Genomic DNA, 15991 nt, shown 5'->3' with positions numbered 1-15991 from the left:
GCGTCTGGGGAGGCGCCGCATGGGCAGTCCGGTGATAGTCGAGGCGGTGCGCACACCGTTGGGCAAGCGCAACGGATGGCTGGCGGGGCTCAAGGCGCAGGCCGTTCTGGCGCATGTGCTCAGGGCGGTCGTGGAGCGGGCGGACGTGGACGCGGCCGAGGTGGAGGAGGTCTTCGCCGGGTGCGTCACGCAGGCCGGCGAGCAGGGCGGTCACGTGGGCCGGTACGCCTGGCTGTACGCGGGGCTGCCGTGGCAGACCGGCGTCACGACCGTCGACGCGCAGTGCGGGTCGGCGCAGCAGGCGGTGCACCTGGCGGCGGCGCAGATCGCGGCGGGCGCGGTGGACGTGGCGATCGGGTGTGGCGTGGAGGTCATGAGCCGGTCTCCGCTGGGCAGCAATGTGCTGCCCGCCAAGCCGCGTCCGGACGACTGGTCGATCGACATGCCGAACCAGTTCGAGGCCGCCGAGCGCATCGCGCGGCGGCGCGGGTTGACGCGGGACGACCTGGACGCGTTCGGGGTCCGCTCCCAGCAGCTCGCCGCCAAGGCATGGGCGGACGGGCGTTTCGACAGGGAGATCGCCCCGATCGAGGCGCCCGTGCTGGGCGAGGACGGTCAGCCCACGGGACAGACGCGCACGGTCACCCGCGACCAGGGGCTCAGGGAGACGACGAGGGACGGGCTGGCCCGGCTCAAGCCCGTCCTGGGAGAGGGGGCGCTCCACACGGCGGGCACGTCCTCGCAGATCTCCGACGGGGCGGCGGCCGTGCTGCTGATGTCGGAGGAGAAGGCAAAGGCGCTGGGGGTGCGTCCGCGCGCGCGCATCAGGGCGCAGGCGCTGGTGGGGGCCGAGCCGTACTACCACCTGGACGGGCCGGTGCAGTCGACCGAGCGGGTGCTGGCCCGTGCCGGGATGACGCTCGGCGACGTCGATCTGGTCGAGATCAACGAGGCGTTCGCGTCCGTGGTGCTGTCCTGGGCGTCGGTGCACCGGCCGGACATGGACAGGGTCAACGTCAACGGCGGCGCGATCGCGCTGGGGCATCCGGTGGGCGCCACCGGGGCCCGGTTGATCACCACGGCCCTGCACGAGCTGGAGCGCCGGGACGCCGCCACCGCGCTGGTCACCATGTGCTGCGGCGGGGCGTTGTCCACGGCGTCGGTCCTTGAGCGTCTCTGAGCCGGTGCGGCCGCAGCATCTGGGCGGGGGGCTGTGGAGCGTCCCGGTCCCCATCCCCGGCAACCCCCTGGCGTACACGCTGGTCTACGTGCTGGAGAGCGTGCGCGGGCCCGTGCTCGTGGACGCCGGCTGGGAGCACGAGGACGCCTGGGCGGCGCTCGGCGAGGGGCTCGGGGCGTTCGGCATGGACGTCGCCGAGGTGTACGGGGTCGTCGTCACGCACCACCACCCCGACCACGCGGGCCTGGCGGGACGGGTGCGCGAGGCGTCCGGGGCGTGGATCGCCATGCACCGGGAGGACGCGAAGATCGTCCGGCTGTTCCGCGAGATGGTGGAGCGCGACGCCGGCCGGTCCTGGCGGCTGGACGCGCTGCGCCAGGCCGGGGCGGGCGAGGAGGAGCTGCAGCGCCGCCCGGGCGCGCGACCGGGCCGGCACGTCGACCCGCCCGCCGTCCCCGACCGCGAACTCGACGACGGCGACCTGGTGGACCTGCCCGGCCGCCGCCTGCGCGCGATCTGGACGCCCGGCCACTCGCCCGGCCACATCTGCCTGCACATGGAGGACGACGGCCGGATGTTCACCGGCGACCACGTGCTGCCGCGGATCACCCCGCACATCGGGCTGTATCCGTACGACCGGCCGGACGTCGATCCGCTCGGCGACTTCCTGGCGTCGCTGCGCCGCGTCGCCGGGCTGCCCGCGGCCGAGCGCGCCGAGGTGCTGCCCGCCCACCAGCACCGCTTCACCGGCCTGGCCGAACGCGCCCACGCGATCATCGGGCACCACGAGGACCGGCTCGCCGAGGTCACCGCGCTGCTGGGCGCCGAGCCCGTGACGCTGTGGCAGGTCGCGGCGGGCCTGCGCTGGCGTTCGCCGTGGGAGGCGATGGCGCTGCCGGACCGGGAGATGGCGGCGGGCGAGGCGGCCGCGCACCTGCGCACCCTGGAGCGGCGCGGGGTGGCCCGGCGGGACGGGGCCGACGCCCCGATCCGATTCGTCCGCGCCGCCGCGGCCTGACCCTCGACCCACCCCACTCCCCCGCCGCCACGGCCCGCCCCCGCCTGGCGGCAGGGCGCGATTCTGTCTGCCCGGTGACGTGGGCGGGCCCCGGTGCGACGCGGGTCACCCCCGTGAGACTCTTGATGAGACTCGCGTCTCATGTTAGAACCGGTTCTAGCCAATAACCAAGCAAGCGTTCGATCACGAACGCGTCCGGCGCCCCGCGACGGCGCCCGCCGAGAGCACCGCCCCATCCCGGCTCTAAGGACGGCCATGGCCCCTGAGATCAACGTCATCGATCCCGGCGTCTACGAGAACGGCGGAGTCCCGCACGAGCAGCTCGCCTGGCTGCGCGCGCACGACCCGGTGCACTGGCATCCCGACCCCTACGAGGGCGTGCCTGGGTTCTGGGCGATCACCCGGCACACGGACGTGGTGCACGTCTCGCGGCATCCCGAGCTGTTCTCCTCGCACACCCGCACCTCGATGTTCGAGGAGTTCAGCGACGACGACATCGCCCTGTACGGGATGATGATGCTGTTCCAGGACCCGCCGGACCACACCCGGCTGCGCGCCATGGTCAACCGGGGCTTCACCCCGCGCATGATCGGCAAGCTGGAGCAGCACATCCGGCAGATCTGCAACCGGCTCATCGACGAGGCCGCGCCGCTGGGCGAGTGCGACTTCGTCGAGCACTTCGCCGCGCCGCTGCCGCTCTACACGATCTGCGAGCTGCTCGGCGCGCCGCTGGAGGACCGGGAGCGGATCTTCCACTGGTCCAACAAGCTGGTGGCCTTCAACGACCCCGAGTTCATCGGCGACCGCTCCGACAGCACCCGGTACGCCGCCGAGTTCCTGGCCTGGGCGGCCGAGCTGGCCAAGGACCGCGAGTCCGATCCGCGCGACGACATCGTCACCAAGCTGCTGCAGCCCGCGCCGGACGGGAGCCGGCTGAGCGGCGAGGAGTTCCAGCTGTTCGTGCTCATGCTGTCGATCGCCGGGAACGAGACGACGCGCACCGCCACCGCGGGCGGCATGCAGGCGTTCTTCGAACGGCCCGACCAGTGGGAGCGGCTGAAGGCCGACCGGAGCCTGCTGCCGTCGGCGGTGGAGGAGATCGTCCGCTGGGTCTCCCCGATCAACCAGTTCCGCCGTACCGCCACCGCCGACACCGAGGTCGGCGGCAAGAAGATCCGCGCGGGCGACAAGGTGGTGCTGCTCTACCCGTCGGCGAACCGGGACGAGGCGGTGTTCGACGACCCGTTCACCTTCGACGTCGGCCGCGACCCCAACCCCCACCTGGGCTTCGGCGGCGGCGGCCCGCACTACTGCCTGGGCACCCACCTGGCCCGGATGAACCTGAGGATCATCTTCGACACGATCCTGGACCGGGTGCCCGACATCGCCCCGGCGGGCGAGCCGCGCCGGCTGCGGTCCAACTTCGTCAACGGTTACAAGGAACTGCCCGTCCGTTTCACTCCCACCGCCCGTCGGAACGCCTAGGACGAGGAGGTCCGCGGCGATGACGACTGTTCCTGACATCGATCTGGTCGATCCCGGCACCTACGAGCTCGGCGGCGTCCCGCACGACCAGCTGGCCTGGCTGCGCGAGCACGACCCCGTCCACCTGCATCCCGGCGATCCCGGGCAGGGCTCCCCGCCGTTCTGGGCGGTGACGCGGCACGAGGACGTGGTGCACGTCTCACGGCACCCGGAGATCTTCTCCTCCTACGCGCGGCTGGCGCTGTTCGAGGAGCCCACGGACGAGCACCTGGCGCTGCAGCGCAAGATGATGCTCAACGAGGACCCGCCCCAGCACACCCGCAAGCGCAGCATCGTCAACCGCGGGTTCACGCCCCGGGCGATCGGCGCGCTGGAGGAGCACGTCCGCGACATCTGCCGGGAGCTGGTGACCGAGGTGACCGCTTCCGGACGCGCCGCGAGCGGGTTCGACTTCGTGCGCGACATCGCCGCGCCGCTGCCGCTGTACGTGATCTGCGAGCTGCTCGGCGCCCCCGCCGAGGACCGCGACAAGATCTTCTCCTGGTCGAACACGCTGATCGGCGCGGACGACCCGGAGTTCCAGACCGATCCCGAGCAGGGCCTGGCGGCCGCCACCGCGCTTTACGCCTACGCCAACGAGCTGGCGGCCGCGCGCCGCGAGAACCCGCGCGACGACATCGTCACCCGGCTGCTGCGGCCCGACGCCGAGGGCAACGAGCTGACCGGCGACGAGTTCGAGCTGTTCGTCATGCTGTTGTCGGTGGCGGGCAACGAGACCACGCGCAACGCCGCGTCCGGCGGCATGGCGGCGTTCTTCGAGCACCCCGGCCAGTGGGCGCGGCTGCGCGCCGACCGGGGGCTGGCGGGCACCGCGGTCGACGAGATCGTCCGCTGGGTGACGCCGGTCAACCTGTTCAAGCGCACCGCCGTCCGCGACACCGAGCTGGGCGGCAAGAGGATCGCCGCGGGCGACAAGGTGGTGGTGTTCTACGCCTCGGCCAACCGGGACGAGGCGGTGTTCGACGACCCGTCCGTCTTCGACGTGGGCCGCGACCCCAACCCCCACCTGGGCTTCGGCGGCGGCGGCCCGCACTACTGCCTGGGCTCGCACCTGGCCCGGTTGGAGCTGCGTGTGCTCTTCGAAACACTCTTGGACGCTATGCCCAATATCGAACTCTCCGGTAACCTCCGCAGGCTAAGGTCTAGTTTCATCAACGGGATAAAGGAGATGCCGGTCCGGGTTCGCGAGGATCGCGAGGTCCAGGAGGCGTCGGCGCGTGGCTGAGCCGGCCGCGCGGCCACGGCGCCGGCACACGGCCGAGGCATCGCCCGGGGTCCCCCTACTGGACGGGAGTGGTGCGTGAGCAGGGGCTGGCGTGGCTGAGGCAGAGCAGGCACCGCCCCGGGAGCAGGGCGGTCCGTTGCGCGTCGCACTGCTCTCCTACCGGAGCAAGCCGCACTGCGGCGGTCAGGGCGTGTACCTGCGTCACCTGACCCGCGAGCTGGTCGACCTGGGGCACACGGTCGAGGTGTTCTCCGGGCAGCCCTATCCGGAGCTGGACCGGGACGAGATCGTCCTGACCAAGATCCCCAGCCTGGACCTGTACCGGGACGAGGACCCGTTCCGCACCCCGGCGCTCGGCGAGTTCCGCGACTGGATCGACGTGCTGGAGTTCGCCCACATGCGCACCGGCGGCTTCCCCGAGCCGCTGACGTTCAGCCTGCGGATACTGCGCGAGCTGCGGCGGCGCCTGTCCCAGCGGCCGGGCGACTTCGACGTGGCGCACGACAACCAGGTGCTCGGCCTGGGCAACCTCGGCATCGCCCGGCTGGGCCTGCCGCTGGTCACCAGCATCCACCACCCGATCAGCGTGGACCGGCGGATCGAGCTGGAGGCGGCGCAGGGGCTGGTGGAACGCCTCGGCAAGCGCCGCTGGTACGGGTTCGTGGCGATGCAGGCGCAGGTGGCGCGGCGGGTCGGGCCGGTGCTGACCGTCTCGGAGTCCTCCAAGGTCGACATCGTCAAGGACTTCCGGGTCGACCCGCGCGACATCGAGATCCTGCCGCTGGGCGTCGACACCCGGATCTTCCACCCGCGCGGCGAGCGGGTGCCCGGCCGGATCGTCGCGATGGCCAGCGCGGACGCGCCGATCAAGGGCGTGGACGTGCTGCTGCGCGCGGTCGCCAAGGTCGCCACCGAACGCGACGTGCACGTGGTCGTCGTCAGCCGCCCGCAGCCGGAGGGCCCCACGGCCAGGCTGGTCCGGGAGCTGGCGCTGGGCGAGCGGGTGCGGTTCGTCAGCGGCATCGGCGACGAGGAGCTGGGCGAGCTGCTGGCGTCCGCCGAGATCGCGGTGGTGCCGTCCCGGTACGAGGGGTTCTCGCTGCCCGCCGTCGAGCACATGGCGTCCGGTACGCCGCTGGTCGCCAGCCGCGCCGGGGCCCTGCCCGAGGTGGTCGGCGACGCGGCCGTGCTGGTGGAGCCGGGCGACGTCGAGGAGCTGGCCGCCACGCTGCGCCGCCTGCACGACTCGCCCGCCGAACGCGCCCGGCTCTCGGAGGCGGCGCTGGCGCGGGTGCGCGAGCGGTTCGCCTGGCGGGCCGTGGCGCAGGCGACGGTGGAGCACTACCGCACCGCCATCCGCCAGCATCGCTACCTGCGGCTGGCCGCCGCCGCGCGCCGCCGGCGGTAGACGGCGCCCGTCCGGGCGCGCACACCGACTGAGGGACGGCCCCGCGCGTCCCCCGTACGGAAGGAGCACGACCCTGCTGACCGTGGATTTCCAGCGGTTCCGCGTCACCCCCGGAGAACGGGTGCTGGACATGGGATGCGGCGCCGGACGGCACGCCTTCGAGCTGTACCGGCGGGGGGCGCACGTCGTGGCCTTCGACCTGGACGCCGACGAGCTGGCCGGGGTGGAGAAGATGTTCGGCGCGATGCGCCTGGCGGGCGAGGCCCCCGAGGACGCCACCGCGCGGGTCGTCCGGGGCGACGCCCTCGACATGCCCTTCCCCGACGACCACTTCGACAAGATCATCGCGTCGGAGGTGCTGGAGCACATCCCCGACGACATGCGCGCCATGCGCGAGCTGCTGCGGGTGCTCAAGCCCGGCGGGCACCTGGCCGTCACGGTGCCGGCGTGGCTGCCCGAGCGGATCTGCTGGGCGCTGTCGGAGGACTACCACACCGCCCCCGGCGGGCACGTGCGCATCTACACCCGTGCCGAGCTGGAGGCCAAGCTGAAGGCCACCGGCTTCCGGGTGCGCGGCCACCACCACGCGCACGGCCTGCACTCCCCCTACTGGTGGATCAAGTGCGCGGTGGGCGTGAACAACGACGGCCACCCGCTGGCCAAGGCCTACCACCAGGTCCTGGTGTGGGACATCATGAAGCGCCCGCTGCCGACCCGGCTGGCCGAGCGCGTGCTGAACCCGCTGATCGGCAAGAGCGTCGTCGTCTACTTCACCAAGCCCGCCGGGAAGGGCTCCCAGGCGGCCGACGGCGAGAAGGCCGGCGCCGACACGACCTCCGGCGAGGGCGCCGGGCGGGAGACCGCCGATGCGGTCTGAGGTGGTCCCGCCGTCCGTGCCCGGCGTGGTGACCGCCGACGACATCGTCGCGACGGCCCGCAGCATCGTCGCCCAGCAGGAGCCGTCGGGCGCCATCCCCTGGTTCGCGCCGCTGGACGGCGTGCCCGGCCACGTCGACGCCTGGAACCACGTCGAGGCCGCCATGGCGCTCACCGTCGCCGGGCTGCGCGAGCACGCCCGGCTGGCCTACGAGTGGCTGCGCGGCGTGCAGCGGCCGGACGGGTCCTGGCCTGCCAAGTGGGTGCTGGGCGAGGTCACCGAGCCGGGCGGCGAGTCCAACCACGCCGCCTACCTGGCGGTCGGGGTCTGGCACGAGCTGCTGGTGACCGGCGACGAGGACTTCGCCCGGCACATGTGGCCCGCGGTGCGCGCCGCCGTCGAGTTCGCCCTCGGCCTGCAGACGCGGCGCGGCGAGATCCGCTGGATGCGCGACCCGGACGGCCGCGCCGCCGACCACGCGCTGCTGACCGGCTGCTCGTCGATCTACCAGTCGCTGCGCTGCGCGGTGGCGCTGGCCGAGCACCTGGGCGAGCCGCAGCCGGACTGGGAGCTGGCCGCCGACCAGCTCGGCCACGTGGTGGCCGAGCACCCGGAGGCGTTCGCCGACAAGAGCCGCTGGTCGATGGACTGGTACTACCCGGTGCTGGGCGGCCCGGTGCGCGGGGACGCCGCCGCCCGCCGCCTGGCCGAGGGCTGGGACACGTTCGTGGTGCCGGGGCTGGGCTGCCGCTGCGTGTCCGACCAGCCGTGGGTGACCGCGGCCGAGAGCTGCGAGCTGGTGATGGCGCTGGACGCGGCGGGCGACCGCGACCGGGCGCTGGAGCTGTTCGCCACCGTCCAGCACCTGCGGCACGAGGACGGCTCGTACTGGACGGGCTGGCAGTTCGAGAACCGGCGGCACTTCCCCGGGGACCGTTCCACCTACACGGCCGCCGCGGTGATCCTGGCGGCCGACGTGCTGGCGGACGCCTCGCCGGGCGCCCGCCTGTTCAAGGAGATCGCCGGGCGCCCGCTCGGGCCGTCCGCGGCCGCCGACCCCGTCGCCTGCGGCTGCGCCCTCGTCGGCGTCTGAACCGCGTCGGCGTCTGAACCGCGCGCGGGCCCCGGGAGGGGCTACGCCCGCCCGCCCGGCGCGGCGAGCGGGTCGCGGTCGTCCACGCGCTCCAGCACGCGCAGCGAGCCCGTGACGCGCCGTTCGGCGAACGCGCCGCTGTTCAGCGCCCGCAGGTAGATGTGCTGGTAGGGGGCCTGCCCGCCGTCCACCGGGTCGGGGAACACGTCGTGGACGACCAGCGCGCCGCCGACCATCACCCACGGCGCCCAGCCCTCGTAGTCGGCGCGGGCGTGCTCCTCGGCGTGCCCGCCGTCGATGAACGCCAGCGCCAGGGGGGTGCGCCACAGCCGCGCCACCGTGCGGGACGCGCCCACGACGGCCACCACGTGGTCCTCCAGGCCCGCCGCGCCGATCGTCTTGCGGAACGTCGGCAGCGTGTCCATGCGGCCGGTCTGCGGGTCGACCAGCGACGGGTCGTGGTACTCCCAGCCCGCCTGGTTCTCCTCCGAGCCGTGGTGGTGGTCCACGGTCACCACGACCGTGCCGGTGCGCCGCGCCGCCGCGCCCAGGTAGAGCGCGGACTTGCCGCAGTAGCTGCCGACCTCCAGCAGCGGCCCGCGGTCGCCGAGCCGCGCGCCGTACTCCAGCGCCGTCTCGTACAGCGCCTGCCCCTCGGGCTCGGGCATGAAGCCCTTGGCGTGCCGCGCCGCGCGCAGCAGGTCGGGGGGCATGGGCTCGTACACGGTGTCCACGGGCGTCCGGGCGGCGGGCGGGGCCGCCTCGGAGGGCGTTCCCGCGCCGGTGGACGCCATGGTGTCGGTCATCCCTGCCTTCTTCCGTGGTCGGTCGGCGGCCGTGGGGGGCGCCCAGGTCTGCTGGGCCTGCCGCGCACTCTATCCGGGCCGCGCCGGGCCCGCCGCTCCGGCGGCGGCCCTGCCGGGCGCCCGTCTTGTGGCACCTTACTGAAACGTGTTCTACTTTGGTCATGGGGCAGCGGACAGCGGCGCGTCCCGGCCGCCGCGGGCGCCGGGCGGACGGCCGGGACGCGCCGCGCGCCCGGCCGCACGCCGCTCGCCTCCCGGGCGGCCCGCACCCCGGCGCACCCGCACAGGACGGAGTTCGCCCCACCCGTGACCAAACCGAATGACGTTCGCTATGTTGGCAGCCGGACCTTCCGGAGGATGATGGAGGGCGGCGGCCGGCGCGACCCCGCACCCGGGCCGTCGCTAGAACGTGTTCGCGTGCCCGTCCGGCGGAACCGCGAGCCCACCGGGAAGTGAACGGAGAAGGCGATGCGCGTACGAGTCGACCCCATGGTCTGCGAGGCCAACGCCGTGTGCGTGGGCCTGGCCCCCGAGGTCTTCGACCTGACCGACGACGACGAGCTGCGGATCCTGCTGCCGGACGTCCCGGCCGAGCACGCCGACCGCGTCCGGCACGCGGTGCGGTCGTGTCCCAAGGCCGCGCTCACCCTCGACGAGTGACCCCGGCCGTCCACAACCCTCCCTCCCCCACCCCTTTCCGCGACCCGCGCGCCCCGCGCGGCGTCCGATCCCTCAGTGGAGGCAGCCATGGCACGTGCCGCGGTACTGCACGCGGTCGGCGACACCGAACTCGACCTGCGCGACGACGTCACCGCCGTCGCCCCCGGTCCCGACCAGGTGAAGGTCCACCTCAAGGCGACCGGCGTCTGCCACTCCGACCTGTCCACCATGACCGGCGTGCTGCCCGCCGCGCCGCCGACCGTGCTCGGCCACGAGGGCGCCGGGATCGTCGCCGAGGTCGGCGAGCACGTCACCCACGTCCAGCCGGGCGACCACGTGGTGGTCAACTGGACCCCCGACTGCGGCACCTGCCCCGACTGCCTGCGCGGCCAGCCGTACCTGTGCATGACGTTCATCGCGCAGTCGTTCGGCGACCCGCGGTTCCGCATCGGCGCCGACAGCCCCGCGTTCGGCATGGCGGGCTGCGGCACCTGGGCGGAGGAGATGACGGTGCCCCGGCAGGGCGTCGTCAAGATCGCCGAGGACGTGCCGTTCGAGTACGCCGCGCTGCTCGGCTGCGGCATCCCCACCGGCGTGGGCGCGGCGATCAACACCGCGCGGGTGCGGCCCGGGTCCAAGGTCGCGGTGATCGGCGCGGGCGGCGTGGGCCTGGCGGTCATCCAGGGCGCCCGGATCGCCGGCGCGTCCACCGTCCTGGCCGTCGACCCCAACGAGGCCAAGCACCCGGTCGCCAAGCAGTTCGGCGCCACGCACGTCGCCACGCTGGACAATCTGGAGGAGACCAAGGGGCTGCTGACCGGCGGCGCGGGGTTCGACTACACCTTCGAGGTGGTCGGCAAAGCCGCGGCCATCACCACCGCCTGGAACCTCACCCGGCGCGGCGGCGACGTCATCGTGGTCGGCGCGGGCGCGGCCGACGACAACGTCGAGCTGAGCGCGTTCGCGCTGCTGTTCGACGGCAAGAACCTCAAGGCGTCGCTGTACGGCGGCTGCGACCTCAAGCACGACATCCCGCTGTTCGTCGACCTGTGGCGGGCCGGGCGCCTGGACATCGACGGCCTGATCTCCCGGCGCATCCGCTTCGAGGACCTCAACGACGCCGTGCAGGCCCTGCGCAAGGGCGAGGTGATCCGCCAGGTCGTGCTCTTCGACTGAGCGACCGGCAGGACGTGTCAGGCTGATTCGCCCCGAGGTCGCCCGGCTTGTTCAGCAACCGCTTTTTCCTCACCGACAACGCATGTCATCCTTTGTCGTGTGCGGCGCCCGCCCGTGACGGCGGGCGCCGAGCGCACCACCGAGAACACGCGCGTCAGTCGAGCATGGAGCGTGGGTGACCTACGTCGGACGGGGGCGCGGCCGCCGCCCCGCAGTGCCCAGAACCCTCCTCATGGGAGCGGTGCTCGCCCTGCCCGTTCTCGCGGTGCCGACCTCCCAGGCGGCACCGCCCGAGGGCGTGGGGGCCGCCGCGTACGACCCCGCGCGGGGCGCCCCGGGCGCCCCGCAGACCGTCCCGGACGGCGCCACGCGTGCCGGCGCGCGCGGCGCCGTACCGCCCGGCGCCTCGCGCGCCCGGCAGATCCGCATCCGCGACATCCAGGGCGCCGGGCACGTGTCGCCGCTGAACGGGGCACGGGTGACGGGCGTGCGCGGGGTCGTCACGACCCTGACCGCCAACGGCTTCTGGATGCAGGACCCGCGGCCCGACCGGAACGACGCCACGTCCGAGGGCATCTTCGTCTACACGCGCAACCGGCCGCCGGTGACCGTGGCCGACGCCGTGCGCGTCGACGGCAAGGTCAGCGAGTTCCGCCCCGGCGGGAGGGCGTCGGCGAACCTGGGCCGCACCGAGATCGGCGCGACCGCCACCGTGGTGGAGGCCCGCGGCGTGCCGCTGCCCCCGCCGGTGACGCTGGGGCCGAAGGGCCGCAGGCCGCCGGGCGAGGTGGTGGACGACGACGGCCGCGGCCTCCCCCTCAACGTCGAGACCGCGGGCGTGTTCGACCCGCGCCGCGACGCCCTGGACTTCTACGAGACGCTGGAGGGCATGCGCGTCCGCGTGCAGGACGCGGTGGCCGTCGGCCCGTCCAGCGACGGCCAGATCCCCGTGCTGCCCGCGGGCGGCGCGGGGGCGGGCCGGCGCACCGCGCGCGGCGGCATCGTCGCGGGGGTCGGCGACGCCAACCCCGAACGGGTCGTCCTCGACGACGCGCTGGCCCCGCTGCCCACCGTGAACGTCGGCGACCGGCTGCCCGGCGACGTCGAGGGCGTGCTCGACTACGGCTACGGCACGTACACGCTGCTGCCGACCGCGACGCCGCGCACCCGAAGCGGCGGGCTCCGGCGCGAGACGACGCGTCCGCAGCGTTCCGGCGAGCTGGCCGTGGCGACGCTGAACGTGGACGGCCTCGCCCCGAGCGCGCCGCGCGAGCGGTTCCGCGCCGTGGCCGCCGACATCGTGGACGGCCTGCGCTCGCCCGACCTGATCACGGTGTCCGGGGTGCGGGACAACAGCGGCCCCGACGACGACGGCACGGTCGCCGCCGACCAGACCGTGGCCGAGCTGATCGCGGCGATCAGCGAGGCGGGCGGCCCGGCCTACGACTGGCGGTCGGTGGCGCCGCGCGACAACGCCGACGGCGGCGAGGAGGGCTCCAACGACCACGTGGGCTTCCTGTTCCGCACCGACCGGGGGCTGGGCTTCGTCGACCGGCCCGCGCGCGGCGGCGGCGACGGCCTGGACCCCGCCGCGTCGCCCGGCGGCCCCGACCTGACCCGCACGGCGGTGCGCGCGCTCGCCGAGGGAGGGCGCGCCCGGCTCAGCCTCAGCCCCGGCCGCGTCGCGCCCGCCGACCCGGTGTGGAGCAACTCGCGCAAGCCGCTGGCCGGTGAGATCACCTGGCGGGGACGGCGGATCATCGTCGTGGCCAACCACTGGTACCCCAAGAGCGGCGACGACCAGCCCGCGTTCGGCCGCATCCAGCCGCCGCGCCGCCCCAGCGAGTGGCGCCGCGCCGCGCAGGGGAAGGTGGTGGCGCGGTTCGTCCGGTCGGTGCGGGCCGTGGACGGGAACGCCGACGTCATCGTCGCCGGCAGCCTCAACGAGCCCGAGTTCTCCGTCCCGGTGCGCGACCTCGCCCGGGAGGCGGGGCTGCGCAACATGACCGACGAACTGCCCCGCGCGGAGCGGTACACGGCCGTGTCGAGCGGGAACGCGCAGGCCCTCGACCACATCATGCTGAGCCCGTCGCTGGCGCGCCGCAAGCACGAGTACGACGTGGTGCACCGGCGGTCCGAGTTCGCCGACCGCCCCACCGGCGACCGCGACCCGGCGGTCGTGCGCATCGACATGTCGGCCGGCAAGCCCGCCGCCGCCCCGAACACGACCCCCGGCGAGTAGGCGCGGCGAGCAGGCGCGGCGAAGGCCGCTTCGCCACCGGGCGCGAGCCGCGGGCGGCGAGGGCGGCGGTGGCGCGGGGACTCAGGTATCGCGGGCGATGGCCGGCGTGCGCTGCCCGTGGGCCGCCGGCCATCGCGCGACATCCGGAGTATCGCCGCCGACGACACATCCGCTACACCCGCGATTTACGGTTCGACCGAATATGGCGGGCCATTTCGTCCGATATCCGGCGCAGTTTTCGATCGCGCGGGCCGGGGCAGCCGTCCGGGCGTATCGCCGTCACCGATGGCGCCTGCGGAAGGAGCCGCCCGTCATGGCGTACCGCTACCGGCCGGGCATCAGCCTCATCGGCCTGCTCTACATCATCATCGGGCTGTTCGTGGCCTGGGACCGCGGCTACATCACCGTGGAGCTGCTGCGCCGGGTCGGCAGCGCGCTGCTGGCCGTCTTCCTGTGGTTCCTGGTCCTGCTGGACGTGAACCTGCACATCAACGCCTGACCGGGCGGGGCGTGCGCCGGCGCCGGGAGCGCCGGGGTCACGGGGGCATTGCCCCCGTGACCAGACGTTCGTTGCGTTCCAGTCATAGACCGCACATCACCCAAAGAGCTACGTTCCGGGCATGAGCAAAGCTGGATGCAGTTGTGGACACGGCGGCGGATGCTCCTGCCCGAAGGGCTGCTCCTGCGGCTGCAACGGTTGAGCCGCGCCGTCCTTCGTCAGCGAACCGCAGCCCCGAACGAAACCGCTCCGGGCGTGGGCGCGGGTCACGGGGCCGTCGTCCGCCACAAGGTGGGCGTCTCACCCCGGTGGTCGGCGTTCACGCCCACGGCGAGCACGTCCCCGCCCACCGCGGCCAGCGCGGTGAGCCGCTGATCCCCCGGCCCGTCCAGGCCGGTGCCGCGCGCCGGGACCCTCCGCCACGCGGCCCCGTCCGTCGAGGCCCACATCGCCGCGTCCTGTGCGCCGGGACCGCCGACCGTACCGGCCACCACGAAACCCTTGGGCGTCACCACGGACGAGGTGAGCTCCGACGCCTCCCCGGCTCCCGTGGGCACGCTCGTACGCCACGTACGGCCGCCGTCGGACGACACCCCCGTGAACGCCAGCCAGCGCGCGGGCTTGCCGGCGGCCTGCGGCGCGGTGCCCCAGCCGAGCCCGACGAGAACGTCGCCGCGCGCCACGATCTGGTGGAACGCCCCCGACGCGACCCCTGACGGCAGCGGCGGCGGCGCGACGGCCGACCACTTCACACCGTCCCGCGACGTCCACACCGCGGGCAGGTAGGAGACGGGCTTGACCGGCTTGCGACCGGCGCCCGTGGTCGCCTGACGGCCGCCGACGGCCACATAGCCCTTGGACGTGGCCGCGACGTCCCGCATCCACGTGCGGCCGTCCAGGTCGCCCTTGCCCGCGTTCGAGCCGCGCTTCCAGCTCTTGAGGTCGGTGGAACGCCACGCGGCGGCCTTCCCTGCGGACGTGCCGACGACGACGTAGCCGGACGGCCCGGACGTGCACCCGTCCACGATGTTGCCCCGCGCCCCGGGGAACGGGGCCCTGCGCCACGTCACGCCGTCCGCGGCCCCGGCCACCAGGGGCGTCACCTTCCCGTCGGGTGCGGTGACACGTCCGACGGCGAGCCACCCCTTGGAACCGTGGACGACATCGCCGAACCGCTGCCGCGGCTGGCGCGGCCCACCGGCCGCCTTGCCCGCGCGCAGGTCGGGCGTCTGCGCGCGCGCCCAGGCGCCCGGGTTCGCGGCGGGCGCGCTCCACACCGCCCCGCCGCCGCCCGTGCTGCCCACGGCGACGACACGTCCCGCCCCCACGCCCATGGACGTGACGGCGCGTTCGGGACGGATCGCACCCGGCACCTTGGCCAGGTCCACGGCGTTCACCGGACGAGCCGCCGCCTCGCCCGACAGCGCCAGGTACGGGTCGTCACCCCGGCGTCCGGTGATGACGGCGGCGGCGCCCGCCGCGACCGTCAGCCCGCTGACGGTGAGCCCCGCACCGGGGGCGGCGGCCGTGGCCCCCACGTCGCCGCCGGGTCGCCAGGTGCGTCCGTCGCCGCTGCGCAGCACCGTCCCGGCGCCGCCCTTGCCGCGCACCAGGACCGCCAGGCCGGTGGACGACCCCGCCAGCCGCGCCACTCCCCCGTACGACGGCACCGACACCTGCCCGGCCGGCGCCCACGTCCGCCCGTCGGCCGAGGAGAAGATCACGCCGTGGCGGGTGGTGGTGCGGCGCTTCTTCGTCCCGGTCACGCGCCTGCCCTCGCGGGCGACGTACACGCCGCCGGGCCCGGCCGCCAGCCCGATGGTCGGCCCGTAGGAGCCCTGCGCCTGCGGCACCGTCACCGGCGTCCACGTGCGCCCGCCGTCGGGCGACAGCCACAGCCCCTCGCCGCGCTGCGTCGCGGTCTGCTTCCGGCGCTTGCCCTTCCTGGCGACGGTCTTGGTGACCTTCCGGGCGAACCAGCCGTGCGCCACCAGCGCGCCGTTCCCGGTCGCCGCCACCCTGTCCAGTCCGGTGATCTCACCGTTGGCCGGACGGTCGGCGCGCCGCCAGGACCGGCCGTCGGCCGAGGTCCACACCACGGCCCGCTGGTCGCCCCGGAACGTGCCGCTCGGCGAGTGCGCGCCCACGGCCGCGAACCCGGCGGGCGTGCGGGTCAGCGCGTTGATCCGGTCGCCCGGACGGAACGCCGCGCCCGCGTTCGCCGCCTCGCGCGTCCAGACGCGGCCGTCGCGGCTGGTCCAC

General features: G+C 74.3%; 13 protein-coding genes. 11 read left to right on the top strand and 2 right to left on the bottom strand.

The annotated features are described in order from the left end of the window. Positions 1 to 19 precede the first annotated feature (19 nt). From ABD811_RS27345 to ABD811_RS27315, 7 genes are all read left to right on the top strand, one after another. On the top strand, positions 20 to 1180 hold the full coding sequence (locus tag ABD811_RS27345; RefSeq protein ID WP_344953227.1) for a steroid 3-ketoacyl-CoA thiolase: 1161 nt from the start codon (positions 20 to 22) through the stop codon (positions 1178 to 1180). Then, positions 1167 to 2198: an MBL fold metallo-hydrolase gene (locus ABD811_RS27340; RefSeq protein WP_344953224.1), complete on the top strand. Its 1032-nt coding sequence runs from the start codon at positions 1167 to 1169 to the stop codon at positions 2196 to 2198. Before ABD811_RS27345 ends, ABD811_RS27340 begins: the two co-directional genes overlap by 14 nt. A 255-nt stretch (positions 2199 to 2453) precedes the next feature. After that, positions 2454 to 3683, top strand: coding sequence for a cytochrome P450 (locus ABD811_RS27335; RefSeq protein ID WP_344953221.1), 1230 nt, complete (start codon positions 2454 to 2456; stop codon positions 3681 to 3683). 19 nt (positions 3684 to 3702) lie between these two features. Continuing rightward, positions 3703 to 4968: a cytochrome P450 gene (locus ABD811_RS27330; protein WP_344953219.1), complete on the top strand. Its 1266-nt coding sequence runs from the start codon at positions 3703 to 3705 to the stop codon at positions 4966 to 4968. A gap of 91 nt (positions 4969 to 5059) precedes the next feature. After that, positions 5060 to 6376: a glycosyltransferase family 4 protein gene (locus ABD811_RS27325; protein ID WP_344953215.1), complete on the top strand. Its 1317-nt coding sequence runs from the start codon at positions 5060 to 5062 to the stop codon at positions 6374 to 6376. 73 nt (positions 6377 to 6449) lie between these two features. Continuing rightward, the gene (locus ABD811_RS27320) at positions 6450 to 7253 is read left to right on the top strand and encodes a class I SAM-dependent methyltransferase (protein WP_344953511.1); all 804 of its coding nucleotides are present in this window, start codon (positions 6450 to 6452) and stop codon (positions 7251 to 7253) included. After that, complete coding sequence (locus tag ABD811_RS27315) at positions 7243 to 8346, top strand: prenyltransferase (protein WP_344953213.1); 1104 nt, start codon at positions 7243 to 7245, stop codon at positions 8344 to 8346. Before ABD811_RS27320 ends, ABD811_RS27315 begins: the two co-directional genes overlap by 11 nt. Before the next feature lie 41 nt (positions 8347 to 8387). On the opposite strand, the gene ABD811_RS27310 is transcribed toward ABD811_RS27315, so the two are convergent. Continuing rightward, positions 8388 to 9059: a class I SAM-dependent methyltransferase gene (locus ABD811_RS27310; protein ID WP_344953509.1), complete on the bottom strand. Its 672-nt coding sequence runs from the start codon at positions 9057 to 9059 to the stop codon at positions 8388 to 8390. 561 nt (positions 9060 to 9620) lie between these two features. Between ABD811_RS27310 and ABD811_RS27305 the strand changes: the two genes are divergently transcribed. The 4 genes from ABD811_RS27305 to ABD811_RS27290 all read left to right on the top strand — a co-directional run bounded on the left by ABD811_RS27305 (position 9621) and on the right by ABD811_RS27290 (position 13729). After that, positions 9621 to 9812: a ferredoxin gene (locus ABD811_RS27305; RefSeq protein ID WP_344953211.1), complete on the top strand. Its 192-nt coding sequence runs from the start codon at positions 9621 to 9623 to the stop codon at positions 9810 to 9812. A gap of 87 nt (positions 9813 to 9899) precedes the next feature. After that, complete coding sequence (locus ABD811_RS27300) at positions 9900 to 10988, top strand: Zn-dependent alcohol dehydrogenase (protein WP_344953209.1); 1089 nt, start codon at positions 9900 to 9902, stop codon at positions 10986 to 10988. A 175-nt stretch (positions 10989 to 11163) separates the two neighbouring features. Beyond that, the gene (locus ABD811_RS27295; protein ID WP_344953207.1) at positions 11164 to 13230 is read left to right on the top strand and encodes an endonuclease/exonuclease/phosphatase family protein; all 2067 of its coding nucleotides are present in this window, start codon (positions 11164 to 11166) and stop codon (positions 13228 to 13230) included. Between the two features lie 313 nt (positions 13231 to 13543). Next, positions 13544 to 13729, top strand: a complete 186-nt coding sequence (locus tag ABD811_RS27290; protein ID WP_344953205.1) for a hypothetical protein — start codon at positions 13544 to 13546, stop codon at positions 13727 to 13729. Positions 13730 to 13995: 266 nt separating this feature from the next. On the opposite strand, the gene ABD811_RS27285 is transcribed toward ABD811_RS27290, so the two are convergent. Then, positions 13996 to 15991: hypothetical protein (locus ABD811_RS27285; RefSeq protein ID WP_344953203.1), on the bottom strand; the 1996-nt coding region annotated here is incomplete at its 5' end.

It is taken from the genome of Actinomadura miaoliensis (genome assembly GCF_039536785.1).
GTDB classification, from domain to species: domain Bacteria; phylum Actinomycetota; class Actinomycetes; order Streptosporangiales; family Streptosporangiaceae; genus Spirillospora; species Spirillospora miaoliensis.
The sequence above is the reverse complement of the archived record's forward strand: the minus strand, read 5'-3'. Positions and strand labels throughout refer to the sequence as shown.